19 protein-coding genes, 2 pseudogenes and 1 riboswitch are annotated in these 24,784 nt (G+C 41.2%); of the genes and pseudogenes, 12 read left to right on the plus strand and 9 right to left on the minus strand.

Annotated features, from left to right (window positions below; translation table 11 throughout):
• Position 1: 1 nt before the first annotated feature.
• Together menE and seqA are read right to left on the minus strand one after the other, a co-directional pair.
• Positions 2-1,414, minus strand: coding sequence for an o-succinylbenzoate--CoA ligase (gene menE, locus C3007_RS01050; protein WP_103852672.1), 1,413 nt, complete (start codon positions 1,412-1,414; stop codon positions 2-4).
• A gap of 11 nt (positions 1,415-1,425) precedes the next feature.
• Positions 1,426-2,113, minus strand: a pseudogene (seqA, locus tag C3007_RS01055) (replication initiation negative regulator SeqA).
• A 36-nt stretch (positions 2,114-2,149) separates the two neighbouring features.
• Between seqA and C3007_RS01060 the strand changes: the two are divergent.
• From C3007_RS01060 to fur, 4 genes are all read left to right on the plus strand, one after another.
• Complete coding sequence (locus tag C3007_RS01060) at positions 2,150-2,935, plus strand: alpha/beta fold hydrolase (protein WP_103852674.1); 786 nt, start codon at positions 2,150-2,152, stop codon at positions 2,933-2,935.
• Positions 2,936-3,061: 126 nt separating this feature from the next.
• Positions 3,062-3,349 (plus strand): LexA regulated protein, encoded by a 288-nt coding sequence (ybfE, locus tag C3007_RS01065; RefSeq protein WP_103852675.1) that lies wholly within the window; start codon positions 3,062-3,064, stop codon positions 3,347-3,349.
• Between the two features lie 2 nt (positions 3,350-3,351).
• On the plus strand, positions 3,352-3,879 hold the full coding sequence (gene fldA, locus C3007_RS01070) for a flavodoxin FldA (RefSeq protein ID WP_103852676.1): 528 nt from the start codon (positions 3,352-3,354) through the stop codon (positions 3,877-3,879).
• A gap of 29 nt (positions 3,880-3,908) precedes the next feature.
• Positions 3,909-4,349 (plus strand): ferric iron uptake transcriptional regulator, encoded by a 441-nt coding sequence (fur, locus tag C3007_RS01075; RefSeq protein ID WP_103852677.1) that lies wholly within the window; start codon positions 3,909-3,911, stop codon positions 4,347-4,349.
• Positions 4,350-5,124: 775 nt separating this feature from the next.
• On the opposite strand, the gene C3007_RS01080 is transcribed toward fur, so the two are convergent.
• On the minus strand, positions 5,125-8,142 hold the full coding sequence (locus tag C3007_RS01080) for a chondroitinase family polysaccharide lyase (RefSeq protein WP_103852678.1): 3,018 nt from the start codon (positions 8,140-8,142) through the stop codon (positions 5,125-5,127).
• Between the two features lie 10 nt (positions 8,143-8,152).
• Positions 8,153-9,217, minus strand: coding sequence for a porin (locus tag C3007_RS01085; RefSeq protein ID WP_165779936.1), 1,065 nt, complete (start codon positions 9,215-9,217; stop codon positions 8,153-8,155).
• Positions 9,218-9,507: 290 nt separating this feature from the next.
• Here C3007_RS01085 and C3007_RS01090 point away from each other — a divergent pair, with 290 nt between their 5' ends.
• On the plus strand, positions 9,508-10,311 hold the full coding sequence (locus tag C3007_RS01090; RefSeq protein ID WP_103852680.1) for a sulfite exporter TauE/SafE family protein: 804 nt from the start codon (positions 9,508-9,510) through the stop codon (positions 10,309-10,311).
• Between the two features lie 12 nt (positions 10,312-10,323).
• Positions 10,324-10,878 (plus strand): Crp/Fnr family transcriptional regulator, encoded by a 555-nt coding sequence (locus C3007_RS01095; RefSeq protein WP_103852681.1) that lies wholly within the window; start codon positions 10,324-10,326, stop codon positions 10,876-10,878.
• A 54-nt stretch (positions 10,879-10,932) separates the two neighbouring features.
• On the opposite strand, the gene bioB is transcribed toward C3007_RS01095, so the two are convergent.
• The 4 genes from bioB to thiB all read right to left on the minus strand — a co-directional run bounded on the left by bioB (position 10,933) and on the right by thiB (position 15,348).
• Positions 10,933-11,967, minus strand: a complete 1,035-nt coding sequence (gene bioB / locus C3007_RS01100; protein WP_103852682.1) for a biotin synthase BioB — start codon at positions 11,965-11,967, stop codon at positions 10,933-10,935.
• A 39-nt stretch (positions 11,968-12,006) separates the two neighbouring features.
• Positions 12,007-12,660, minus strand: coding sequence for a thiamine ABC transporter ATP-binding protein (gene thiQ / locus C3007_RS01105; RefSeq protein ID WP_103852683.1), 654 nt, complete (start codon positions 12,658-12,660; stop codon positions 12,007-12,009).
• Positions 12,661-12,736: 76 nt separating this feature from the next.
• Positions 12,737-14,308 (minus strand): thiamine/thiamine pyrophosphate ABC transporter permease ThiP, encoded by a 1,572-nt coding sequence (gene thiP, locus C3007_RS01110; protein WP_243397641.1) that lies wholly within the window; start codon positions 14,306-14,308, stop codon positions 12,737-12,739.
• A 35-nt stretch (positions 14,309-14,343) separates the two neighbouring features.
• Positions 14,344-15,348: a thiamine ABC transporter substrate binding subunit gene (gene thiB / locus C3007_RS01115; protein ID WP_103852685.1), complete on the minus strand. Its 1,005-nt coding sequence runs from the start codon at positions 15,346-15,348 to the stop codon at positions 14,344-14,346.
• A gap of 42 nt (positions 15,349-15,390) precedes the next feature.
• Positions 15,391-15,479: riboswitch (TPP riboswitch) on the minus strand.
• A gap of 117 nt (positions 15,480-15,596) precedes the next feature.
• Between thiB and glnE the strand changes: the two are divergent.
• Positions 15,597-18,586, plus strand: a pseudogene (gene glnE / locus C3007_RS01120) (bifunctional [glutamate--ammonia ligase]-adenylyl-L-tyrosine phosphorylase/[glutamate--ammonia-ligase] adenylyltransferase).
• Here glnE and pepT read toward each other — a convergent pair.
• The gene (gene pepT / locus C3007_RS01125; RefSeq protein WP_103852692.1) at positions 18,583-19,833 is read right to left on the minus strand and encodes a peptidase T; all 1,251 of its coding nucleotides are present in this window, start codon (positions 19,831-19,833) and stop codon (positions 18,583-18,585) included. The pseudogene glnE and the gene pepT sit on opposite strands and share 4 nt — an antisense overlap.
• Before the next feature lie 208 nt (positions 19,834-20,041).
• Between pepT and potA the strand changes: the two genes are divergently transcribed.
• The 5 genes from potA (at position 20,042) to C3007_RS01150 (ending at position 24,754) form a co-directional block, all read left to right on the plus strand.
• Positions 20,042-21,157 carry a spermidine/putrescine ABC transporter ATP-binding protein PotA gene (gene potA / locus C3007_RS01130; RefSeq protein WP_103852693.1) on the plus strand — a complete coding sequence of 372 codons (1,116 nt, stop codon included), beginning with the start codon at positions 20,042-20,044 and terminating at the stop codon, positions 21,155-21,157.
• Entirely contained in the window at positions 21,144-22,004 is an 861-nt protein-coding gene (gene potB / locus C3007_RS01135; RefSeq protein WP_103852686.1) for a spermidine/putrescine ABC transporter permease PotB, read from the plus strand. The genes potA and potB overlap by 14 nt, the downstream gene beginning before the upstream one ends.
• On the plus strand, positions 22,004-22,771 hold the full coding sequence (gene potC / locus C3007_RS01140; RefSeq protein ID WP_103852687.1) for a spermidine/putrescine ABC transporter permease PotC: 768 nt from the start codon (positions 22,004-22,006) through the stop codon (positions 22,769-22,771). The genes potB and potC overlap by 1 nt, the downstream gene beginning before the upstream one ends.
• Before the next feature lie 137 nt (positions 22,772-22,908).
• The gene (locus C3007_RS01145) at positions 22,909-23,985 is read left to right on the plus strand and encodes an extracellular solute-binding protein (protein WP_103852688.1); all 1,077 of its coding nucleotides are present in this window, start codon (positions 22,909-22,911) and stop codon (positions 23,983-23,985) included.
• Between the two features lie 361 nt (positions 23,986-24,346).
• Positions 24,347-24,754 (plus strand): OsmC family protein, encoded by a 408-nt coding sequence (locus C3007_RS01150; protein ID WP_103852689.1) that lies wholly within the window; start codon positions 24,347-24,349, stop codon positions 24,752-24,754.
• Positions 24,755-24,784 lie beyond the last annotated feature (30 nt).

Here is a 24,784-nt window from a genome sequence, read left to right on the forward strand (position 1 = left end):
TTTATTTTCCTAGTAATTCTTTTAACGCCATTTTTAACGTATTGCGTGAAATTTTAATATTTCCCTGCTGGCATTGTGCCACATCTAGCGGAAAATAGTGTATGGGTTGTTTAAATTTTTCTAATCTTGTGGCAAGCCAAGTTCGTAAATTTTCTACCGCACTTTCACTAAATCCATTTGCAAATTCAACCATTGCTACAGGGCGCTGACCAAATTCGCTGTCCTCCACTGGCAGGATAAACACTTGTTTTATTTCAGGATAATGCAAGATTATCCGTTCAATATCTTCAGGCTGAATGTTCTCACCGCCCGAAATAAACATATTGTCTAAACGCCCTAAAATGCGTAACTCGCCATTTTGCCATTCGCCCAGATCTTTGGTATGAAGCCAGCCATCTTGTTGCACTAATGGTAATATTTCGCCCTGTTGCCAATAGCCTAGCCCTAAACCTGCGCCACGCAAACAAATTTCGCCATTAATCAGTTCAAGCTCTCGCCCTTTGAGTGGCAAACCCACGCCATTATATTGATCGCTTTTTTTCGCGCAAACCGTGGACGCCATTTCCGTCATTCCATAGCCTGAATAACAATTCAGCCCCTTCCTTTCTGCTTCTTGTGTTAAGGCTAAAGGAATATGACTTCCACCTAATAAAATATATTGTGTGTGAATAGTTTGTTCAGAACGTTGTTGTAAATAAGCGATAAATCGTTGCAATTGGGTTGGCACAAGGGAAAGATGAGAAACGCTAGCCGCTTCCGTATAAAAATCTTCATTTGGTAAATGCAGCCTTGCCCCTGCGTACAGCCAGCGCCACACAATGCCTTGGCCCGAAACGTGATATAAAGGCAAAGAAAGCAACCACGCATTTTCAGCCCCAAACGCCATTAACTCACACACGCCTTGCGCATTATCCAAATGCCCTTGTACAGTATGCACCACGGCTTTAGGGTTGCCCGTTGAACCTGATGTGAGCGTCATTGTGGCGGGGCGGTTGGGCTCGTAGTCCGCCATTGCCTGTTCTTTTAATATAAAAGAATGTGGCAAATCCGATGAAATCAAAAGTGCGGTGCAATTTTGCAACGTTTTTTCGCCCTTAGGATCGTAATAAAACGGCACTGCTGCGTTTTCACATAATTGCGTGATCTTTTCTTCTGGAAAGGCAGGATTAATCCCTAGCACTCTTGCGCCAAGCTGAATCCCAGCCAAATAGGCAAGCAATAAGGAAAAACTATTTTTTCCGCACAATGCAATGCCATCGCCAGCCTTTACCCCTTGCTGAGAAAACGCATAAGCCACGCCATTAATTTTTTCGCTAAGTTGTTGCCAAGAAAAAAGTTCGCCTTGCTCATTACGCAAGGCTACTTTGTGTTGATAATCAGGCTGAGCGGCATAATGTTGCCAAAGATATGTCATTGTAATGCCAATTAATTTGCAGTGAAAAACGACCGCACTTCATCAATTAATTCTTCTGGCAAGTGCATTGATTGCATCGCCCCTTCCAGCATTAACATTTTGCGTCCGCTGTTCGTATTGGTGATCACCCAATATGGCGTATCAGGAATTTGTTTTGGCTTGGTATGATTACCTGCCATTAATAGCGTGCCTTCATCGCGTGCAAAGTAAACGCGCGTACGGCCTTGTAAGGATTCTGTCGCCTGCGCAAAACTTTCTGGATTGGTGCGATAAAGCACGCGTAAAATCGCTAAAAAACGCACTACGGCTTTACTTTCTTGTTGGAAATCTGCCGACTGGATCAATTCACGCACTTTGCCAACCACTTTTTGGATCGCTTCATCAGATTGTTTTTTCGTGGACACTTTTTCTTTTGCCGCTGGCTTTTCTTCCACTTTTTCATTCGCTTTTTTATTTGATTGTGCAAATTCACTAGAAATTTCCACCGCACTTTGATTATCAGCAGCAAGGCTCGGCGCAATCGCCACGTTATTATCCGCGCGCACCGCAGGAAAATTGAGTAAACGGCGTAAAATATCAGAAGCACTCTCACCGATAGATCGGGTTTGGCTGGCTATGTATTGATAAAGTTCTTCATCTACTTCAATAATTTTCATTTTTTCTCTCCAGTTGCTTGATCTCTTTACGCTTTTGCAACATTATAACGATTTATTTTCAAATACTCACGCAAAAATTATGTCGCAAACGCAATTACTCAATTTTCAATTTCATCAATTAAAACAACCGACTAGCAACCCTACCTTGGTGTTTATTCACGGCTTATTTGGCGATATGAATAATTTAGGGGTGATCGCACGTGCTTTTTCGGAACATTACCCTATTTTACGTGTAGATTTACGCAATCACGGACAGAGTTTTCATTCTGAAGCAATGGATTATGAATTAATGGCGGAAGATCTATTGGCAACCATTAAACATTTAGCTCTAAAAAAAGTGATCTTAATCGGCCATTCAATGGGCGGAAAAACCGCAATGAAAGCGGCCGCACTTCGCCCTGATTTAGTGGAAAAATTGATCGTGATTGATATTGCACCCGTGAAATATGGCGAACACGGACACGATAGCATTTTTGCTGGATTATTTGCCGTGAAAGCCGCGCAGCCTGAAACTCGCCAACAGGCCAAACCGATTTTAAGCCAACATATCCCGCAAGAAAGCATTCAGCAATTTATGCTGAAATCTTTTGATGGCCAATCAGCGGAAAAATTTCGCTTTAATTTAACCGCACTTAAACAAAATTATGCCAATATTATGGATTGGCAAACTTGTTTTTACCCCAACCCTACCCTATTTATTAAAGGTGGGCAGTCGGATTATATTCAGCCAGAATATAGCGAGCAGATTTTAGCGCAATTTCCGCAAGCCACATCCTTTACCATAAACGGCAGCGGACATTGGGTACACGCGGAAAAACCAGAAGCGATTATTCGCATTATTCAGCGTTTTTTAGATAGCCAATAACAATCTCACCAATCAAAGGTTGAGGGTTTTAATCAACTATGAATTGTGATATAGTTCGCGCTTATTGACAGTTGTAGCTTATCATTCTCAATTAGCTACATTTTAACCAGCTCAGTGATTTGAAAAATGGCAAAACAAGATGCAGATTGCATAACCCTAGATCTGTTTGCTAACACCCCCAAACTGGGACGCCCAAAAACAAATCCGCTGACCCGAGAACAACAACTCCGTATCAACAAACGCAATCAGCTTAGGCGGGATAAATCCTGTGGGCTAAAGCGTGTTGAGCTAAAATTGCATACGGATATTGTTCAAAAATTAGAAGATTTAGCGTCTGTACAGCGTGTTAGTCGTTCAGAGTTAATCGTAACGATTTTACAAGAATATTTTAAATTTCAAGAACATAGGAAATAAAAATGGCTATCGTTGGTTTATTTTATGGTAGTGATACGGGCAATACTGAAAACATTGCACGAATGATTCAAAAACAATTAGGCTCAGAAGTGGTGGATATTCGTGATATCGCCAAAAGCACAAAAGAAGATATTGAAGCCTATGACTTTTTAATGATTGGTATCCCAACTTGGTACTATGGCGAAGCACAGTGCGACTGGGACGATTTTTTCCCAACCTTAGAAGAAATTGACTTCACCGATAAATTAGTGGCCATTTTTGGTTGTGGCGACCAAGAAGACTATGCCGAATATTTCTGCGATGCAATGGGAACGGTGCGTAATATTATCGAACCGAAAGGCGCAATTATCGTAGGTCATTGGCCAACAGAAGGTTATACCTTTGAAGTTTCCCAAGCATTGGTTGATGAAAACACATTCGTTGGTTTATGTATTGATGAAGATCGTCAGCCAGAACTCACCGCAGAACGTGTTGAGAAATGGACAAAACAAGTTTTTGATGAAATGTGTTTAGCTGAGTTAGTTGAATAACCCACCAAGAGCAAAAGAAAGGAAACATTATGTCTGAAGAAAATATCAAACTTCTTAAAAAAGCGGGGTTAAAAATCACCGAACCACGCTTAACGATTTTAGCGTTAATGCAAGAACATAGTATGTCGCATTTTTCTGCAGAAGATGTTTATAAACTATTGCTTGAACGTGGTGAAGATATTGGCTTAGCCACCGTTTACCGTGTGCTTAATCAATTTGACGAAGCAAATATCCTGATTCGCCATAATTTTGAAGGAAATAAATCTGTTTTTGAACTTGCACCTAGCGAGCATCACGATCACATTATTTGCGTGGATTGTGGCAAAGTGTTTGAATTTAATGATGAAATCATTGAACAACGACAAAAACAAATCAGTGAACAACACGGTATTAAGTTAAAAACCCACAGTTTATATCTTTACGGAAAATGTAGTGATATTGATAACTGTGATGAAAAAGAGAAAAAATAATCTCGTTTTCTCCAAAAACTTACAAAAAAATCACCGCTCTTTGATCTGCTCCCAAAAAGTTGGATATCATCCACGAATTAAGGAGCAGATTTTTTATGAGAAAACATTATTCAACAGAATTTAAACTATGGACGATTTCCTTAGCCTCTGAGAAAGGCATGAGCCTCCATCAGGCAGAGGAATATTGCGGTCTTTCCAACTATCCATAGTCAAATTGTGATTTGGTCACTGCTCATTAAAATATGGTATTAATGAGCTAATTCGTCAGCTAGAAGTTATAATATCTTTCGCCAATGATGGATTTGGTGAACCATGAGATTATTGCCTACCAAATCGGGCGGCCACAAAGTTTTGGCTTAGTATCGAAAATACTTAAAGAAGCCTTGTTAAGCGAGTTTCTGGCGCGGTACCGCTGATTTATAACGACTAAGGTTGTCTTATCAACTGGCTGCTTAGTGAGAAATATTGGTGGATGAAAAGGGAGTATCAAAGGCGATTCAGGGTATGAGTTGTAAGGAAAATTGCTATGATAATGCGGTGATAGAAAGTGTTTTAGCATTGTGAAATCAAAATGTTTTTACCCGAATCGTTTTGCTAATGTCCCGGAGCTAAAGGTGGCACTGCAAGTATATTCACTATTATAATGAGCTACGAATTCAACCACATTAAACAAATTGAACTCTGTATAATACAGAGCTCAATATTTAAACTTCCTAGATGTCTAGGATTTGGGATGCAGATCAAAGTGCGGTATTTTTTCGTGGATTTTTAGCTGTTATTTCATAGCAATCAATCTCACTTTACAAGGGGTTGCATCTGTGGTTTGGGTGGAAATTAAGGTGTTTTCCCCTTTCACTTCAGCTTTGGCGCATTGGCTAGCTTGGGTGAGTTGCCATTTGCCTTTTGCCGTTACACTAGAATGCTGTGGTTGAGAAGGGGTTTTACGCCAAGTGCGAGAATAAATGCTCACTTCCACTTGTTTGCCGTCTTTCACTTGATCTTCTTCCGTGCCTTGATAGAAAGCAAAATCAGGGTTCACAATAGATAGATCAAGATAATCCTTGCCTGCTTCGTTGCCTTGTTGAGCCATTGCCATTAGCGGTTGGCTTGCCCCAAGCAATATGCCGCCCACGTCTTTTTGCTCTGCTTCAAAATAGGCATAGCCTTCTTGACCACTACGCTTATCACGCACTGCGTGTAATTTGCTGCTGTGGGATAATTTTTGATAATCCGCCCCTTCATCAGCGTTTGGTGCAATGAGTACAGCATATTCATATTGCCCATTTTCTGGTGCTTTGCCGTGATCTAACACTGCACTAGCAAATTTGCCTTGGGTTGGTTTATCGTTGCGATCGTCAACAGATTCTTGTTCTTGATAACGCACCGTCAATTTTTGCCCTGCGCTCACATAATAGCGGTTGCCCGCAGGATCTGCCAAAGTAACAGGGCCGGATAATTCTTCCACTGTCCCTAAGGTTGCCAATGGTTTTCCATTGATAAACATTGGTTTAAGATCTGCGACATTATGCTGGAACAAGGTGGTTTCCGTTGCGTGCTGTTTGTCATCATTACGAATATCCGATCCTAAGGCGATAATTTGATTATCAAAAAGGAAGTAGGATTTTTTCGCGAACAAGGATTCTTGCTGATATTTGCTATGGCCGCGCAATTTCATTGCATACATACTATTATTATGCAGATCCGTTCCACCTGCGTAGGTTTCGGTAGAAAGCAGCATTTCTTCCAATCCTGCGGCTGGGAGCTGTGATAATTTGGCTCTTAACTCAGGGTATGGCAGATGAATGGTTGTGGTGCCAGGGAAACGATTCCAATCCCAACCGTCATAGCGATAGCCTCGATCATTGAAATGATCAGGAATAATTTCTAGTGCGCCATAAGACATATAACGTCCATATAAGTTATTTTTCTCATAGGATTCATTGCCGACTAAATAACGGCTAAAGCCGCGTACAATGGCAAGCCAAGAAAGTTTTGGATCGTCTTGGTGACGACGCTGAACCACCATCGAAGCGTAATTCATTGCCCAGGCTCCAGTAGGCTCTGCTGCGGCTGGCACACCTTCAAACTCTGCTTTATGTTCAAGCGCGGCATAAATGGCGGCAAAAGTGCGGTTGATTTTTGCCGAATTTTTTTCATCGCCCGCTAAAGCAAACCATTTATAAGGCGCAGAGGCAATGGAGAATTTCCCTGTTGGATGGCGGCCACTAATTACAATAGGGATATGCCCTTCTTTGGTATAAACCCACATTTTATACAACACATCATTAACACGTTTTTTCGCCTCTTGAGTAAGTGCATAAGGTGTCCCACTAATTGCATAAACAACAGGAGAAAGCCCTGTAAACGCATCTTTTCCATAGGCTGTATAATGCTGTGAATGATGGAACATTGAACCATCAGGCTTAAACCCACCGGCAACCCCTTGAGATTGTAAAACAGTCGTACTCAACCAATGTGAAAACTGTTTTAACAGCCCAGCACGTTGATTTTCATTAGGTAATAATAAAATACTCTTCAACATCCATTGCAGTTGCGTATTAAGAATATCTACATTCGCTTCTACAATACTGCTATCTGGTTCAAAAATACGTCCAGCCCCACTAAACCACGCCATTGCACCTTGAGCTTGTTCCAGCAATCCTTGCTGAGATAACAAATCTCTCATTAAGAACCAGGCATCAAAAATTTCTCGATTTTGATACCCCATATGGCTCACAATTTGAATACTACTGCCACACACAAAACCTTGATCAAATAAATAACGGGTGGCGAGTAAGAATTGTGCTTCCAGTTGTTGGCGTTGTTCGTCTGTCAGTTTGCCTGTACGCAAAGCTTTCGCACTTTCTAACATCACTTTGCCTAGCTCACGCATTGACACAGAACTCAGTAGAAACGCTTGATCTTGTTTGCTAAACACCTGTGCGTTCTTCATAAATTTTTGTCGTGCAGGGAAATCCAGCATCGCGCCTTGGATTACGCCATTTTTTTCACTAATATTAAACGCCTGATATTTCTGCAAAATTTGTGAAAAATCCACCGCACTTGGTTTATCTGCAAACACATTTAGCACTTGTTCAAAGCGTTGATAAATGCTTTCGCTTTGCGGATCAGAATGAAAGCTCGTATTAAAATCAAAATGTGGGTAATTTTTGCTTAGCATTCGATCATACATCAGCAAGCCATTCCAGTTTTTATTCACCGCCGTGCTTGCCGCTGGGTTCACAAAATCCGCTTGATAATCTGGAATTGGGTAACGATTATCTACTGGTACGTTGAATAAAAGCTGATCTAAATAAAGCGATCCCGCTTCATTAGGCGCTTGGATCACCAATTTATCGAGGCTTGCTACCTTTTCGCCCTGCATATCACGAAACGGCACGGCAATACCACGCCAGCCGACAAAATCTAAATTAATTTTAAAGGATTTTTTCACCTGACCATTTTGTTCAAAGGCAAATTGCAAAGGTTGCTTTAAGGCTTTATCGTTATAAAGCCACAACATAAAGGTCTGCGGTAAAATATCATCATTTTGTGAAAAATCTAAATTTTGCGCAAAAACCAACCGCCCTTTTGGCTCGAATTGCCAATGCAACGCCTGCTTACCGTCCTTGTAATGCAACGTACTCGGCGCAACCTGTCCATTGGTTACCGTTAAATAAGCTGGTGGCTGTGCATTTTCAAAAAAATCCCACGCATAATTCGCCGCATTAACACTGCCTGCAATAACGCAGGCAGTTAATAGGCTCAGCTTTGGAAATAAGCTCGCTTTCATAGGTTCTCCCTTAGAATAAGAAACGGAAGCCCGTGTAGTATTGGTTTACATATTTATTATGTACATTTACGTTGCTGATATTGCGATCACGCCCAAATTCGATAAAGGTGATCAAGTTTTTGATTGGACGATAATCCAGCCCTAAGGTGTAACCGTGATTTACATTTTCACCACGTTTTTCATAACGGAATTGGCTATAACCTGCAAATTTTGGCGTGATGAAATATTTTGCTGCGAGGAAATGTCTTTTTTCTTTTACTGCATTAGTGTCAAGATAGTTCGCGCGTTGTAGATCTTTTAATTCACCATAGTTATAAGCAACTTCCAAATTACGATATTTCACTTCACCAGACACACGCCACGCAGAGCGGTTTACATCTTTTTCAATCCAAGATTTATTTGCTCCAGTGCTGTCTGGTGCTGAGAATTGGTGGCTATCGTAGTTATCACGAGTGTAACCTGCTCTAAGACGGACACGCCAGTCATCATTTAATTTATTCGTATAATATAACGCAAGCCCATAACCATTTTTTAAATGCTTCGGTGAGTTATCCACTCCTTTTTCAGATGAACCAAATAAATAATCAGCACCAAACTGGAAACCAGCAAATTCCACGGTTCTGAAATGCGCCCCTTTCTCAGCCGAAGCAGTAAGTGGATTACGCCCACTACCACCTAATTGCCAGTCTCCCAACATAATGGCATCACCATTAGCTGGTAAGCGACCTAAATATAAACGCCCTACGGATTTATGTTCTACACCAAGATAAAGTTGTGCTGTACGCGGATCACCAAAGCCTGAATGATTACTACCGCTGGCATCTTTCCCATTAAAAATCATTCTGGCTTTACCGATTAATCGTAAATTTTCTGCCATTTCTTGTGCAAAGATAAATTCCACACGCGAACCACGATCACGCAAGTCTGAGCGTTCTCCTTCCGTATGTGCAAGCATTGGTCTAAATTGCCCGTTGATCTGCACGCTCGTGCCATCTTTTTTATAAATTTCTACCGCACTTGCTGTGCTTGTTGCTGCGAGAAGTGAAAGCGCAAGAAGAGAAAGTGATTTTTTCATATAGCAATAATCCTTATTATTCATTGTGAAAAGACACCTCAAATTAAATACGATTAATCTGAGCCACTGCGATGTTCAAGCTGGTTAAATACAACACAAAAGTAACTAAAACTGATCATTCGTTATTATGATAGGCAAATATTTCAATGGAGAAAAGCATAATATTTCAAAAACAAGATCAAGATCACAAAAATATTGAAACAATGTTTTGATGTTTATTTTTATGATACCGATCATAAGGATTCTTGGTTTGATTATTCATAATAAAGAAAAAATCATAAGGATCGCCTATGACATTTTCTTTGATCATTATTCTTATTTTATGCGGTATATTGACTAACCTGATGTCAGCCATTTTTGGTATTGGTGGTGGGGTGTTGATGGTGCCGATTTTGCACACGCTTTTTCCGCAAATGCCTATTCAAATGATTTCTGCCACATCGCTGACTATCGTGATGGGATCAGCGTTAATTAATTTATTTTACTTTCATAGACTTAAAATTCAGATCGATAAGAAAAAATTGCTGCTTTGGTCGTTAAGTATGATCCTTGGCGTACAGCTTGGATTTCATCTTAGTTTTGAAGTTTCCGACAACGTGATTATTGGGGTGTTTGTGATTACGCTAACGGTGCTGGCATTGAAGACGTTTTTACATCAGCGCAATGAGAAAAAGCAACAAACACAGAAAAATGATAGTCTGCGTGGTAGTCTTTTCTGCTTTTTTGGTGGAGGAATCGCTGGAATTACTGGGATCGGCGGCGGTTCGATTATGTCGCCATTAATTAGCCAATTGCCGAGTGTAAACATTAAAAGTGTGGCGGTTTACACTAACTATATGATAGTGATTGGGGGCATTGGCAACCTGTATGGCTATTTAGCCAAAACGCCCGAAGTGGTGATTCCCCATTCCTTGCAAGTTGGCTATGTGAGCTTCTCTATTGTGTTGATTGTAGTGCTAAGTTCTTTTTTTATGAGTTTTGCCAGTATGAAAATTCGTGGCATTATCAAAGAAGACACGGCGCGCAAATTGCTCGGTATGAGCTTACTTTTTATTGCCTGCTATATGCTAATATTGCGCGTAATACAAGGATAAATCTCATAGGATATGAAAATGCTTGAACAGATGAATTTAAAAAATTGTCAATATAATCATTTAGTTGCCCTTGAGAAAGGCACACAAATCTATCGCCAAGGGGATACCGCACAGTCTTTTTATTTTGTCAAAAATGGGCTAATCGGGTTGTATCATACCCTTGAAAATGGCAAAGAAAGCTTGGTCAGAATTTATAAAGCGGAGGATTATTTTGGTTTTCGCACGCTTTTTGGCGATAAAAAATATCACTGCACTGCGAAAGTGCTAATGGAAGCTGAAATTATTAAAATCACGCCGCAAGATGTTGATTTATTCTTTTTAGATAATCCTGAAACCATTCGTTTATTATTCCAAATTTTATCCAATGAATTACGAGATGCGGAAGATCGCCTTGCCAAAAGCGCTTATTTAAAAAGCCTTGATCGAGTGATTGATAGCATTTATTTCTTAAAAGAAAACTTCCCTGAATACCGCTGGACACACCGTGAAATTGGCGAATACGCCGGATGCGAAACAGAAACCGCTATTCGTATTAGTCGGGATTTGCGTAAAAAAGGGTTGTTATAAGGCATAAAAAACGGCAGCTTTCGCTGCCATTGATTTTTCTATTCTAGTTTATTATTACATCACTTCTTTAAACAAAGAGGGTTCTTCTTTTAACTCGCGATTTTCTTCCGTTTCTGGCTCAAGATCGAGTTTTGCCATAAGCAGTTGATCGCCGTCTTCTTCTGGATTTTCGGTAACCAGTAATTTATCACCGTAGAAAATGGAGTTTGCGCCCGCCATAAAGCACATTGCTTGCATTTCTTCTGACATTCCTTGACGGCCTGCGGATAAACGCACATAGCTTTTTGGCATTACAATGCGAGCCACGGCGATGGTACGCACAAATTCCGTCCAATCTAATTCTGCCGCTTCTGCCAATGGCGTGCCTTCCACTTTCACTAATTGGTTAATTGGCACAGATTCAGGTTGTGGATCAAGATTCGCAAGGCTAGCGATAAAGGCCGCGCGCTCTTTGCGGGTTTCGTCCATTCCAACAATCCCACCACAGCAGACTTTTAAGCCAGCTTTACGCACTTTGCCAAGGGTGTTTATACGATCATCAAATTGGCGTGTACCGATGATTTTTTCGTAATGTTCTGGCGCAGTGTCGATATTATGGTTGTAATAATCTAGCCCAGCTTCTTTCAGATCTTCTGCCATTCCGTCTTGCAATAAGCCAAATGTACCGCAGGTTTCTAAGCCAAGCGCTTTCACCGCTTTGATAATGGTGGTGATTTTTTCAATGTCTTTTGGCTTTGGCCCACGCCACGCCGCGCCCATACAAAAACGGCTTGCGCCACGAGATTTTGCCACTTTCGCCTTTTCCACAATTTCATCAACATCAATCAGTTGCTGATTTTGCACGCCCGTTTGATAACGCGCCGATTGCGGACAGTAACCACAATCCTCTGGGCAACCGCCGGTTTTAATCGACATTAAGGTGGAAAGCTGGATCGCACGCGGATTGAAATTCTCACGATGAACCTGTGCAGCACGGAACACAAGATCTAAAAAAGGCGTTTCAAATAAAGCTTCCACTTTACACACTGACCAGTATTCCAACGTTGGGTGCGGTGTTAAAGAGGGAATTTGAATGTTTGTGGTTGTCATAAATTATCCTTGTTGTAAAAAGTGCGGTCTATTTTAGACTTAAATTTTTAATTCGGGTAATGGTTTATCACTAATCCTACCATTTTCAACCACCAAAAGGCGATCAATTTTTCCTGTTAATTCATCAGGTTGATGCGTCACAATAAGTAAAGTCAAATTTTTCTGCTGGCATAACTTATCCAATAAATGCAACATTTCTTGGCGTAAATGAGGATCAAGGGCGGAAAAGGGTTCATCAAGCAATAAAATGGGTTTATCACGCAACAGGCAACGCGCCAAGGCGACACGTTGTTTTTGTCCGCCTGAAAGGGCATTAGGCAAGCGATTTAACAACTCCCCTAATCCCACCGCACTTGCCACTTTCGCCACCTTAGCTTTTTCTAACTCGCTAAGATTTAGGCTTGGTTTTAGCCCTAAAGCAATATTCTGCGCTACCGTCAAATGAGTGAACAAATTATTCTCTTGGAACAGCATTGAAACAGGGCGTTGATGAGGGGCGCTAAAGGTGTGATTTTGCCCGTTGAGCCAAATTTCCCCTTTGTCTGCCAGTTCAAATCCTGCAATGAGATTGAGCAAGGTGCTTTTGCCTGCCCCACTTGCCCCCACAATGGCTGCCCGTTGTCCTGCAGGGATATGCAGCTCAAAGTGCATTGGTTGATTGGGGTAATGAAAATAAGTATCCAGTTTAATCATCGTGTTGCCTAAATCATAAAACGAAAGAATGTGGTAAACATACCAAAATGCAAAGATAAAGTGCGGTGCAATTTTTTCAAATTTTATCTTTGTCCTGCCTTTGTGAACGCTCAATCAGCACAAATAACGCGCCACATAACAATAATAAAATCAAGGCGGTAACACTCGCTTCCTGCATACGATATGAGCCTAATTGCTGATAGAGCAAATACGGCAGAGAGATAAAATCTTGATTGCCGAATAAGGCAATGGCGGTGAAATCCCCCAAAGATAAAGCGCAAGCCAAGGCAAAAGCATACCGCATTGGGGCATTAAGGGCTTGCCATTCCACCCATTTCCAGCGTTGATAGCGTTGCACGCCAAGAGATTGGCAAAGGCGATCATATTGCATACATTGATACATTGGTACAGAAAGCGTGCGGATCACAAAAGGCATCGCCAAAATGCCATTACAAAATGCCATAATCAGCAATAAATGCCACGGCTGAAAATCCATTGCTTGCAAGCGAATAAACAACCCTAGCGCCACTACCAAGGTGGGGATCGCAAGCACGATCATTCCCATATTACTAATTAAATTGGCACAATAGCGATGATGTTGCCAAGCTAAACGGCGAGCCAAAAAGAGCAATGCCATTGAAAATAAAATCGCAAATAGCGCAGAACATAGAGCGATACTTAAAGAATACCCCAAGGCGCGCCATAACTGGGGATTGGCTGCTACTTTTTGCCACGCCTGCCAATCTAAGCCTGCCACCACCATATAAAGCAGCGGGGAAAAGAGAAAAATCAGCACACTGCTGACACAAAAAATTTGCCAAATTTGCACCGCACTTGTTTGTTTTTCTCGCCAAAAATGACGCAAATTAAGCTGGCTCGGATCTTTGCTGTTAAACAAACTACTGAGCGCAAGCAACAGCACGCAAAACCCACATTGTAATAACGCGAGCATTGCGGCTTTCGGTAAATCAAATTCAAATAAAATGGCTTGATAAATTGCCACTTCTAAGGCGGTGTAAGCCGGCCCGCCGCCAAGGGTTAGCACAATGGCAAAGCTGGTGAAGCACAGCATAAAAATTAAAGCAAAAGCTGGCAAAAACTGTTGGCGTAAATAAGGCAATTCGATCAAACGGATAAACTGCCAACCGCGAATATTCAGTTGTGAACTGAGCTGCCGTTGCTGATTGGGAATACTTGAGAGTGCCTGCAAAAACAAGCGACTTGCCAAAGGAATATTAAAAAATAAATGGGCGATTAAAATGCCACTCAAGCCATAAATATTGGGTTTCCAATTAATCTCAAGAGCGGAAAATAAGCTTGCCAACCAGCCTGAATGTCCGTAAATCCCAAGTAAGCCTAGCACTGCCACCAAGGCAGGCAACACGAAGGTGAGAGAAAATAATTTTAAAATCAGTGGCTTGCCACGGAAATCTTGGTAAAAAAACGCGCGCGCAAAAAACAGCCCAACCAGCACAGATAAAAACGCTGATAAAAAGGCTTGCCCAAAACTAAAGGCGATAACGTGGCGCACATAGCTATCTTGCCAAAGTGTCGTCCATTGATGATCATGGCCAAGATTTAACACCGCACTTAAGGCAAACAGATAAAATGCGCCTAACAACAAAATCACGCCAATTCCCCCAGCCATTGATGACAAGGGGAATTTTTGTAAATTACGGCGAATTATTGTGTTAAGCTGGCTTGCCAAGTGTTCGTCCATTGTTTTAATTGTTCTGCATTGACGCCACTACCCAAGGTGGTTTTGCTCTGCTGCGCTTGTTTTAAGGCATCAAAGTGCGGTTCAATTTTTTCATCAATTACGGCAAACATCACATTTTTTTGTGAAATTTGGCTTTGTGCCTGCGGTGAAATCAAAAATTGCATAAAGGCATCTGCACAAGCATTTGGGTGATTTGCCATTCGTGCCGCGGTTTCAATTTGTAATACTTGCCCTTCCGCAAAATCCGTGGCGGCGTAATTGGCATCTTTATCATTTAATAAGTGATAAAGCGGTGATGTGTTATAGCTAAATACTAAATCCGCTTCGCCTTTTAAAAATGCACCATAGGTTTCCGACCAGCCTTTGCCTACAGTAACGGTATGGCTAGCGAGTTTTTTCCACGCAGCGCCCACATCATCACCATAAACTTCATTCATTAAGATCACTAAACCACGCCCCACACCACTGGTGCGCGGATCTTGGTAAATGACGCGAAGTTGTTGGTTATCCACTAATTCTTTTAGGCTTTTTGGTGGATTTGGTAATTTTTCTTTATGATAAACAAAGGCATAAGCACCAAAATCATAAGGTAAGAACACCTTGTCTTGCCACTTCACTGGCAAGGAAAGTTGTTCCGTTGGTACGCTATTTTCGGCAAATAATTGTGTTTTTCTTGCTTCCTCAAGCATTGTTTGATCTAAGCCTAGCACAATATCTGCTTTGCTCTTTTTTCCTTCAAGACGAATGCGATTAAACATCACGCCTGTGCTATCAAAAGGCACATAATTTACCTGACATTGCGGGTGAGCTTGTTCAAACAAAGCTTTCACTTTCGGACCTGCGCCCCAATCGGCACTAAAACTATCATAAGTGTAAACTTGCACATTTTCAGGGCTTTGTGCTGCCATAAGGTTGGTGCTAAAAAGTGCGGTAAGAAAAGTAAGAGAAAAAGATTTTTTGAATTGCATAGTGTTTCCTTCCATAAAAAACGACCAGCAATATTGACGCAAACAGCAAAGAAATTAGTTTCCTACGTCAGTATTAACTGTATCAGGTTCACGGGTATGATCTCAGCTATCAAGCACCCCGACTAATCTGAGCCTTTAGCTCGGCTTTCAGTGTAGTAATTTTCCGTTGCTAATGCAATCTATGTGTTTAAAAATTCTCAAAATTTCTTTATAGTTAGCAACAAGTTAATCATTCATAAGGATAGGCTATGGCATTTTCTGTTCCCCATCTTGAGGATACCTTGCAAGCACTGGCAGCGAATTTAATTCAACACTTCCCCGAACACTATAATGAAGAAATTTACACACAAATTGCTGTGCAGAAAAATGATCCCACAAGCCCGATTGGCAAGCTGGCGCAAGGCATTACAATGTCTGATTTTGTGGCAGAAACCTTAAAAAACAACCGCACTTTTTGCACCAATGTTGGCAGCAGATCCCCACTTTAGAAAATAAAGACTATTATCGCCAAGCCTTGCAGGATTTGCTTGAAAGCGTTAATGACGATGCCCAACTGTATCGCCAACTACGTCTGTTTCGCCACCGTGAAATGGCAAAACTGAGCCTGTGCCAAAGCCTAAATCTCGCCACCGTAGAAGCGGTTTTTGTCCGCCTTTCTCAACTGGCAGAAGCCATTATTATCGCCACTCGCGATTGGCTTTATCAGCGCGCTTGTACAGAAATGGGAACGCCAATGGACGCGCACGGCAACCCACAGCTGCTCTATATTTTAGGAATGGGAAAATTAGGCGGATTTGAACTCAATTTTTCTTCTGATATTGATCTCATTTTCACCTACCCAGCTAATGGGGAAACCCAAGGGGCAAGGCGCTCCATTGAAAATAGCGTTTTTTTCACTCGCCTTGGGCAGCGCCTTATCAACGCCCTTGATCAATATACCCCTGATGGTTTTGTGTATCGCACGGATATGCGCCTACGCCCTTTTGGGGAAGCCGGTGCATTGGCGCTGAGCTTTACCGCAATGGAACAATATTACCAAGAACAAGGGCGTGATTGGGAACGCTATGCGATGATCAAAGGGCGAATTTTGGGTGCAGATCCACAAGATCCGAATGTGAAAAACTTGCAAAATTTGCTCCGCCCTTTTGTTTATCGCCGCTATATTGACTTCAGTGTGATTCAAGCGCTACGCGAAATGAAAGGCAAAATTGAGCGAGAGGTGCGCCGCCGAGGTTTAGTGGATAACATTAAACTTGGCGCTGGGGGGATTCGTGAAATTGAATTTATCGTGCAAGTTTTCCAGCTAATTCGTGGCGGTCGTGAAAGCAAATTGCAGCAGCATTCGCTACTTAATCTCTTGCCTGAATTAGAAAAATTAGGCCTGCTTAGCCCAAATGAGAAGCAAGATTTGCTACAAGCCTATGTGTTTTTACGCCGTGTGGAAAACGTGTTGCAAGCCATTGATGATAAGCAAACGCAACGTTTGCCAGAAAAAGAACTGGATCGCCAACGCCTGATTTTTGCGGCACAACATTACCTTCAATGGAACGATGAAAAACAGCCAATCATTGTGGAAAACCACCTCACCAACTGGGCAGATTTTTATGCGTTATTGCAATCTCACCAACACAAAGTGCGGTCGGTTTTTTCCCAATTAATTGGCGAAGAAAACGATAAGCCTACGCCAGAAAATAGCCAATGGGACGATTTTTTAGAAACGGATCTCAATGATGAAGACATTCAGCAGATGTTGCAACAAAATGGCATAAAACTGGAAGAAAATGCACCGCTCTTACAACGCCTTGCTCAGTTCCGCACCGAACTAGCGCGACGTCCAATTGGCTCAAGGGGGCGTGGCGTATTAACGCAATTAATGCCAATGCTGTTAGCACAAATTTTCCAGCATCAGGCCTATAAAACCTTGCTACCACGAATGTTGGATATTGTGGACAAAATTCTCACGCGCACCACCTATTTAGAATTGCTGGTGGAAAATCCACAAGTGCTAAATCAGCTCATTGAACTGTGTTCGCAATCGCAACTGATTGCGCAACAAGTGGCGCGCCACCCGATTTTGCTTGATGAATTGTTAGATCGCAACGCGTTACTTAATCCTACCCATTTTAGCGAATATGCCAGCGAATTAAAGCAATATCTGCTCCGTTTACCGCAAGATGATGAAGAACAATTCATTGATGCCCTGCGCCAATTTAAGCAGAGCACCTTGTTGCGCGTGGCGGCCGCCGACATTTTGGGGGCGTTGCCTGTAATGAAAGTGAGTGATCATCTCACTTATTTAGCGGAAGCCATTATTGATGCGGTGGTCAATCTCGCTTGGCAGCAAGTCAGCGCGCGCTTTGGCGTACCAGAGTTTCTTGCCCCTGATGAAAAAGGCTTTTTGGTGATTGGCTATGGCAAATTGGGCGGCATTGAGCTAGGCTATAAATCTGATCTGGATTTGGTGTTCTTATTTGACGGCAGCCAAACAGGGCAAACCCAAGGCGGCAGAAAAGTGATTGATAGCAATCAGTTTTATCTCAAGCTTGCTCAAAAAGTCATCAGCATTTTTAGTATGAATACGAATGCGGGCATTCTTTACGAAGTGGATATTCGCCTACGCCCTTCAGGTGATGCGGGATTGCTTGGCTGTTCATTGAGTGCTTTTGAAAATTATCAGCTGAATGAAGCTTGGACCTGGGAAAAACAAGCCTTGGTGCGCAGCCGTGCGGTTTATGGCGAGCCTGCCTTGCGCCAACGCTTTGAGCAAATTCGCCACAAGGTGCTGACTGCACCACGGGATCTTGAGCAACTCAAGGAAGATGTGAAAGCAATGCGCGAGAAAATGTATCAACATCTCGCCAATAGCAATCCTGATGAATTTAACATTAAAACCGATAAAGGCGGCATTACAGATATTGAATTTATCACCCAATATTTAGTGCTGACTTATGCGCCGAAATACCCGAGCTTAACCACTTGGTCGGATAACGTGCGGATTTTTGAGTCAATGGCGGAAATTCCTAATACGGAAAACCAAAGTACGGAACACCAAAGTGAAGAAAATACAAGTGCGGTGCTAAATTTTGAAATTTCTGAGCAATTAAAAAATGCCTACACCAGCCTGCGCAACCGCATTCATCAGCTAAATTTACTTGGCTTGCCTGTTGTGGTTAGCCAAGTAGAATTTCAATCTGAACGCCAATTCATTGAAGAAATTTGGCGGACGTTGTTTGATTAGCTACGCATTTTATTGGCTAACTCAACAATTTTCACGATCACCCTTGTGGCGTCCCACATTCCTTCAAGGGTGGTCAATTCTTGCTTGCTATGAAAATTATAGCCGCCAGTAAATAACATTGGGCAAGGAATCTGTTTTTCTGCCAATTTCGCACCGAGATAACCTGAGCGAATTGGGGTGAGAATTGGCTCAATATCACATTGTTTCATTGCTAAATCGGCAAGCTGAATAGATTTTGGTTGCTGTTTGATAACTTCGCCCATATTGCCATATTGATCTTCAATGCTTAACTGTGCTTTTTTTCTTAAACGTTTTTTGCGATTAAAATCCACAATCATCATTGCCAAAAATGCTTTACGCTGTTCAAAACTCACCGCATCAAAATCACAAATTAAGTAGCGCATTTCCACTTTCTCAATGTCGCCCGTTAGACTTTCTAAATGGAAAAATCCCTGCTTACGCTCTGTTTTCTCTGGCACTTCTTGCGCTGGTAGCCCCTTTTGAAATTCACAAGCTAAAGTGAGCGCATTACGCATTTTGTCTTTGCCTACGCCAGCTTGAATATTGCGTCCATAAAGGGTTACAGTAGCGGTGGCGACATTAACATTTTCATAACCCAAACTGCCCACACCCTCTCCAGCAAGGCAATATGCCCAATCACAAGTAAATTTCTCAAAAGGAAAATGTTTCATTCCCTGCCCAGTTTCTTTGTCTGGCACAAAGGCAAGGCGAATGTTGCAATGGGAAAGATGATTTTGCTGCAAAATATGAAGTGCGGTCAGAATTTCTGCTATTCCTGCTTTGTTATCTGCCCCTAACAAAGTTTTTCCGTCACCAACCACTAAGGTTTTTCCAATCAGTTTTTGCAAAAATGGGTGATATACCGGGCTGATAAATTCTTCCCCTATGCCAAGAGAAATATCGCCACCACGATAATTTTCAATCACTTCAGGCAAGGCGTGTTTGCTGCTACATTGTGGTGAAGTATCAAGCTGGCTAATAAAGCCAATGGTCGGCATTTTAGGGCTAACATTGGAAGGCAAAAATGCGGTGAGAATACCTTGTTTCGTTAATTCAATTTGTTGCAAACCGAGTGCAGAAAGCTCTTGTTGCAGAAATTTAGCCAACTTTGCCTGCCCAGTAGAGCTAGGAATAGGCTTGGCATTAAATTTCCCTTGCGTGTCAAAACTCACATAGTTCAAAAAACGTTCTAATAATCCTTCTTGATATTGTGTACTGTTTTCCATAATCATCTTTTCGTTTGCAAAAAATCGTTGCGTTTTATTCTAACTAGACGCTTAACTTGAGGTATTGATATATAACAAAATTCAACGCAATTTTTTTAGTCAAAATATGATTAATTGCTTTTCATTATGGGGCGTTCGCTATATCATTAGCACTTATTTCTATACATTGATTGTTCAACCAATTTTCTTAGGGAGAAAACCAAAGCTAGTGGAAAATTCAGTTCAAACCAAGCCGATTATTGAGCTTCGTTCTTTAACCAAATCTTATGGCGACAAAACGATTATTAATGGTTTAAATCTTACCATTAACAATGGTGAATTTTTGACAATTTTAGGGCCTTCAGGCTGTGGTAAAACCACAGTGTTACGCTTGATTGCAGGATTAGAAGATCCTAACGGCGGTAAAATTATTTTGGACGGTCAGGATATTACTGACGTGCCAGCAGAACGCCGTTTTGTGAATACCGTATTCCAAAGTTATGCCCTTTTCCCACATATGACAATTTTTGAAAACGTGGCTTTCGGTTTGCGTATGCAGAAAGTGCCAAATGCGGAAATTAAACCGCGCGTAATGGAAGCCTTGCGTATGGTTCGTTTGGAAGAAATGGCAGATCGCAAGCCTAATCAGCTTTCTGGTGGTCAGCAACAACGTATTGCCATTGCAAGAGCGGTGGTAAATAAGCCAAAAGTGTTGTTATTAGACGAATCGCTTTCCGCATTGGATTATAAATTACGTAAAGAAATGCAAAATGAACTGAAAGCCTTGCAACGTCAATTAGGCATTACCTTTATTTTCGTTACTCACGATCAAGAAGAAGCTTTAACAATGTCTGATCGTATTATCGTGATGAACAAAGGTAACATTGAGCAAGATGGTACACCACGCGAAATTTACGAAGAGCCGAAGAATTTATTCGTGGCACGTTTCATTGGCGAAATTAATGTTTTCAACGCCAAAGTGATTGAGCGCGTGAGCGAAAAAACCGTAAAAGCGAACGTGGAAGGCCGTATTTGTGAGATCTATACTGATTTACCGGTTCAACCTGATCAGCATTTGAAAGTGCTTTTACGCCCTGAAGATATTGTGATTGAAGAATTAGACGAAAACGAACAATCCAAAGCCATTATCGGACACGTTTCTGATCGTAACTATAAAGGTATGACGTTGGAATCTAGCATTATTCTTGATCATAACAATATGAAGGTGTTAGTTAGCGAATTCTTCAATGAAGATGATCCGCACATTGATCACTCCGTAGGACAAAAAGTTGCCCTAACTTGGCACGAAGGCTGGGAGGTTGTGTTAGACGATGAAGACAGCTAATTCTGGATTTCAAAAAATCACCATTACCACCATTTTTGCGTGGTTAATTTTCTTTGTGCTTGCACCAAACTTATTGGTGCTTACGGTGAGTTTTTTAACCCGTGATAGCAGTGATTTTTATGCCTTACCATTTACCATTGAGAACTACACGCGTTTATTTGAACCGCTTTATGCGCAAGTGGTGTGGAATTCTCTTTATATGTCGGGCATTGCGACCATTATTTGTTTAATCATTGGCTACCCTTTTGCCTTTATGATTAGCAAAATTAAGGAAAAATATCGCCCGATTTTGCTCTTTTTAGTGGTATTGCCATTCTGGACGAACTCATTAATTCGTATTTACGGAATGAAAATTTTCCTTGGCGTAAAAGGGATTTTAAACAGCACCTTGCTTACCCTTGGCATTATCAATGAGCCAATTCGTATTCTTAATACGGAAGCGGCGGTAATCATTGGCTTGGTCTATCTGTTATTGCCATTTATGATTTTGCCATTGTATGCAGCTATCGAAAAATTGGATTACCGTTTATTAGAAGCAGCGAAAGATTTGGGCGCAAACAGTTTCCAACGCTTTGTTAAAGTGATTATTCCACTCACAATGCCGGGCATTATTGCAGGCTGTTTATTAGTGTTATTACCGGCAATGGGAATGTTCTATGTGGCTGACTTGCTCGGCGGTGCGAAAGTCTTGCTTGTGGGTAACGTGATCAAGAGTGAATTCTTAATTTCGCGTAACTGGCCATTTGGTTCTGCAATTAGTATCGGCTTGACCATTTTAATGGCATTACTCATCTTTGTTTATTACAAAGCAAGCAAATTAATGAATAAGAAAATGGAGTTGGAATAATGAGTCGTTTACTGCGTAATGTTTTTATGTTGGTGGTGTACGCTTATTTGTATATCCCAATTATCATTTTGGTGACCAATTCGTTTAATGCAGATCGCTACGGATTAAGCTGGAAAGGCTTTAGCTGGAATTGGTATGAGCGTTTATTTAACAACGATACCTTAATCCAAGCCGCATTTCACTCTGTAACTATCGCCTTTTTTGCGGCCACTTTTTCCACAATTTTGGGTGGCTTAACGGCGATCGCCTTATATCGCTATCGTTTCCGCGGTAAACAGGCGGTGAGCGGAATGTTGTTTATCGTAATGATGTCGCCGGATATTGTAATGGCGGTGTCTTTGCTTGCATTATTTATGATCGTAGGTATTTCCCTCGGATTTTGGTCATTGCTTTTAGCGCATATCACTTTCTGTCTGCCTTATGTTGTAGTAAGCGTGTTCTCTCGCTTGAAAGGATTTGACGCAAAAATGCTTGAAGCAGCGAAAGATTTAGGCGCAAGTGAAGTAACCATTTTGCGTAAAATTATTTTGCCACTGGCACTTCCTGCCATTGTTTCAGGCTGGTTATTAAGCTTTACCATTTCCCTTGATGATGTGGTGGTGTCTTCTTTCGTAAGTGGCGTAAGCTACGAAATTTTACCACTGAAAATTTTCTCATTGGTAAAAACAGGGGTAACGCCTGAAGTTAACGCCCTAGCCACCATTATGATTATTTTCTCTCTTGCTTTAGTGGTATTAAGCCAAGTTGTGGCGAAAAAAGATAAATAGCCCAAATGGGAAAATAATACTTCACAAATAAGCATAGACAAAATAGAATACGCCTTGACGCTGTCAAGGCGTTTTTTTATTCATATTTTGCCAAAACAAAATATGCCCCTAACCCTCTTAACAGGAGAATGATAGAAATGAAAAAATTTGCAGGTCTTTTCACAGCCGGAATGATCGCAGTTACTTTAACAGCTTGTAATGATAAAGAAACAAAGAATGCGGACACCAAAGCACCAGCTAACGATACCGTATATCTTTACACTTGGACAGAATATGTTCCAGATGGTTTATTAGACGAATTTACCAAAGAAACTGGCATCAAAGTCATTGTTTCAAGCCTTGAATCTAACGAAACAATGTACGCGAAATTAAAAACACAAGGTGAAGCCGGCGGTTACGATGTTATCGCACCTTCAAACTACTTTGTGTCAAAAATGGCACGTGAAGGTATGTTAATGCCATTAGATCACAGCAAATTACCTGTTATCAAAGAATTAAACCCAGATTGGTTAGACAAACCTTACGATAAAGGCAACAAATATTCTTTACCACAATTATTAGGTGCGCCGGGTATTGCCTATAACACCAATGATTACAAAGGTTCTGACTTCACCACTTGGGGCGACTTATGGAAACCTGAATTCGCAGGTAAAGTACAATTACTTGATGATGCACGTGAAGTGTTCAACATTGCCCTATTAAAATTAGGCCAAGATCCAAACACCCAAGATCCAGCGATCATCAAACAAGCTTACGAAGAGTTATTAAAATTACGTCCAAACGTACTTTCATTCAACTCAGACAACCCAGCTAACTCATTCATCTCGGGTGAAGTGAACGTGGGTCAATTATGGAATGGTTCTGTGCGTATTGCGAAAAAAGAAAATGCGCCTTTAGATATGGTATTCCCGAAAGAAGGCCCTGTGCTTTGGGTTGATACCCTTGCTATTCCAGCAACCGCGAAAAACCCAGATGGTGCGCATAAGCTTATCAACTATATGTTAGGCGCAAAAACTGCGGCACAATTAACGGAAGAAATTGGCTACCCAACTTCAAATATTGAAGCATTAAAATTACTTCCAGATGAAATCACTAAAGATCCTGCAATCTACCCAACCGCTGAAGTATTACAAAACAGCTACTGGCAAGATGATGTAGGTGATGCAGTTCAATACTATGAAGAGTATTACCAAAAATTAAAAGCAGCGAAATAATTTCTCGCACAAATAAACCTCGCATTTCGCGAGGTTTATTTTTTTGCCACCAAAAACTTACCAAAATCCTACCGCACTTACTTTTTTTACGATCTGATTTTTCACGCAAGTTTAAATTCTCTCTCAGAACAAATACTTATTCTCTCTATTGTTCATACAATATAAAAATACATTGTCAAAAATCAATAAGTTACCCTATGACGAAAGAAAATGACATTTACACAAATAAAAAATAGCAAAATTCACATCGCACTTTCATTTCCATAATTATTTTTCTAAATAAAAAATAATTTTATCTTGCTCTCAATCTACTTTCCTTTTACTCTAACTAGACTATAAATCATCTCAACAAGGAGTTCCTATGGCACATATTTCAACCATTCATTACACTGGAGATCTACACAACGATTTAATTCACTTACAAAGTGGCGACAAAATTTCCACCGATGCCCCAGTGGATAATAACGGCAAAGGCGAAGCATTCTCGCCAACAGATTTGCTTGCCGCCTCGCTCGCGGCTTGTGCAATGACGATTATGGGAATTCGAGCAAGAGATCTTGGCGTAGATTTACAAGGAACGTGCATTGAAGTTCAAAAAGAAATGGCACTTAACCCACGCCGAGTGGCTCGTGTTGTACTAGATTTTTATCTTAGCAAAGATCTCGATGAACGCACACGAGCCACCTTAGAAGCCGCCGCTCACACCTGCCCAGTCGCCAAAAGCCTCAGTGCAGATTTAGTGCAAGAATTTCATTTCCATTACGAATAACCTATAAAAGAGCCTTATTTTTACAAGGAA

The organism is Avibacterium gallinarum (assembly GCF_002921135.1).
GTDB classification, from domain to species: domain Bacteria; phylum Pseudomonadota; class Gammaproteobacteria; order Enterobacterales; family Pasteurellaceae; genus Avibacterium; species Avibacterium gallinarum.

Bases quoted from the DNA above. Each gene is read 5' to 3' on its own strand.
- menE (WP_103852672.1), bottom strand. From the start codon at position 1,414: ATGACATATCTTTGGCAACATTATGCCGCTCAGCCTGATTATCAACAC.
- C3007_RS01060 (WP_103852674.1), top strand. From the start codon at position 2,150: ATGTCGCAAACGCAATTACTCAATTTTCAATTTCATCAATTAAAACAA.
- ybfE (WP_103852675.1), top strand. From the start codon at position 3,062: ATGGCAAAACAAGATGCAGATTGCATAACCCTAGATCTGTTTGCTAAC.
- fldA (WP_103852676.1), top strand. From the start codon at position 3,352: ATGGCTATCGTTGGTTTATTTTATGGTAGTGATACGGGCAATACTGAA.
- fur (WP_103852677.1), top strand. From the start codon at position 3,909: ATGTCTGAAGAAAATATCAAACTTCTTAAAAAAGCGGGGTTAAAAATC.
- C3007_RS01080 (WP_103852678.1), bottom strand. From the start codon at position 8,142: ATGAAAGCGAGCTTATTTCCAAAGCTGAGCCTATTAACTGCCTGCGTT.
- C3007_RS01085 (WP_165779936.1), bottom strand. From the start codon at position 9,217: ATGAAAAAATCACTTTCTCTTCTTGCGCTTTCACTTCTCGCAGCAACA.
- C3007_RS01090 (WP_103852680.1), top strand. From the start codon at position 9,508: ATGACATTTTCTTTGATCATTATTCTTATTTTATGCGGTATATTGACT.
- C3007_RS01095 (WP_103852681.1), top strand. From the start codon at position 10,324: ATGAAAATGCTTGAACAGATGAATTTAAAAAATTGTCAATATAATCAT.
- bioB (WP_103852682.1), bottom strand. From the start codon at position 11,967: ATGACAACCACAAACATTCAAATTCCCTCTTTAACACCGCACCCAACG.
- thiQ (WP_103852683.1), bottom strand. From the start codon at position 12,660: ATGATTAAACTGGATACTTATTTTCATTACCCCAATCAACCAATGCAC.
- thiP (WP_243397641.1), bottom strand. From the start codon at position 14,308: ATGGCTGGGGGAATTGGCGTGATTTTGTTGTTAGGCGCATTTTATCTG.
- thiB (WP_103852685.1), bottom strand. From the start codon at position 15,348: ATGCAATTCAAAAAATCTTTTTCTCTTACTTTTCTTACCGCACTTTTT.
- pepT (WP_103852692.1), bottom strand. From the start codon at position 19,833: ATGGAAAACAGTACACAATATCAAGAAGGATTATTAGAACGTTTTTTG.
- potB (WP_103852686.1), top strand. From the start codon at position 21,144: ATGAAGACAGCTAATTCTGGATTTCAAAAAATCACCATTACCACCATT.
- potC (WP_103852687.1), top strand. From the start codon at position 22,004: ATGAGTCGTTTACTGCGTAATGTTTTTATGTTGGTGGTGTACGCTTAT.
- C3007_RS01145 (WP_103852688.1), top strand. From the start codon at position 22,909: ATGAAAAAATTTGCAGGTCTTTTCACAGCCGGAATGATCGCAGTTACT.
- C3007_RS01150 (WP_103852689.1), top strand. From the start codon at position 24,347: ATGGCACATATTTCAACCATTCATTACACTGGAGATCTACACAACGAT.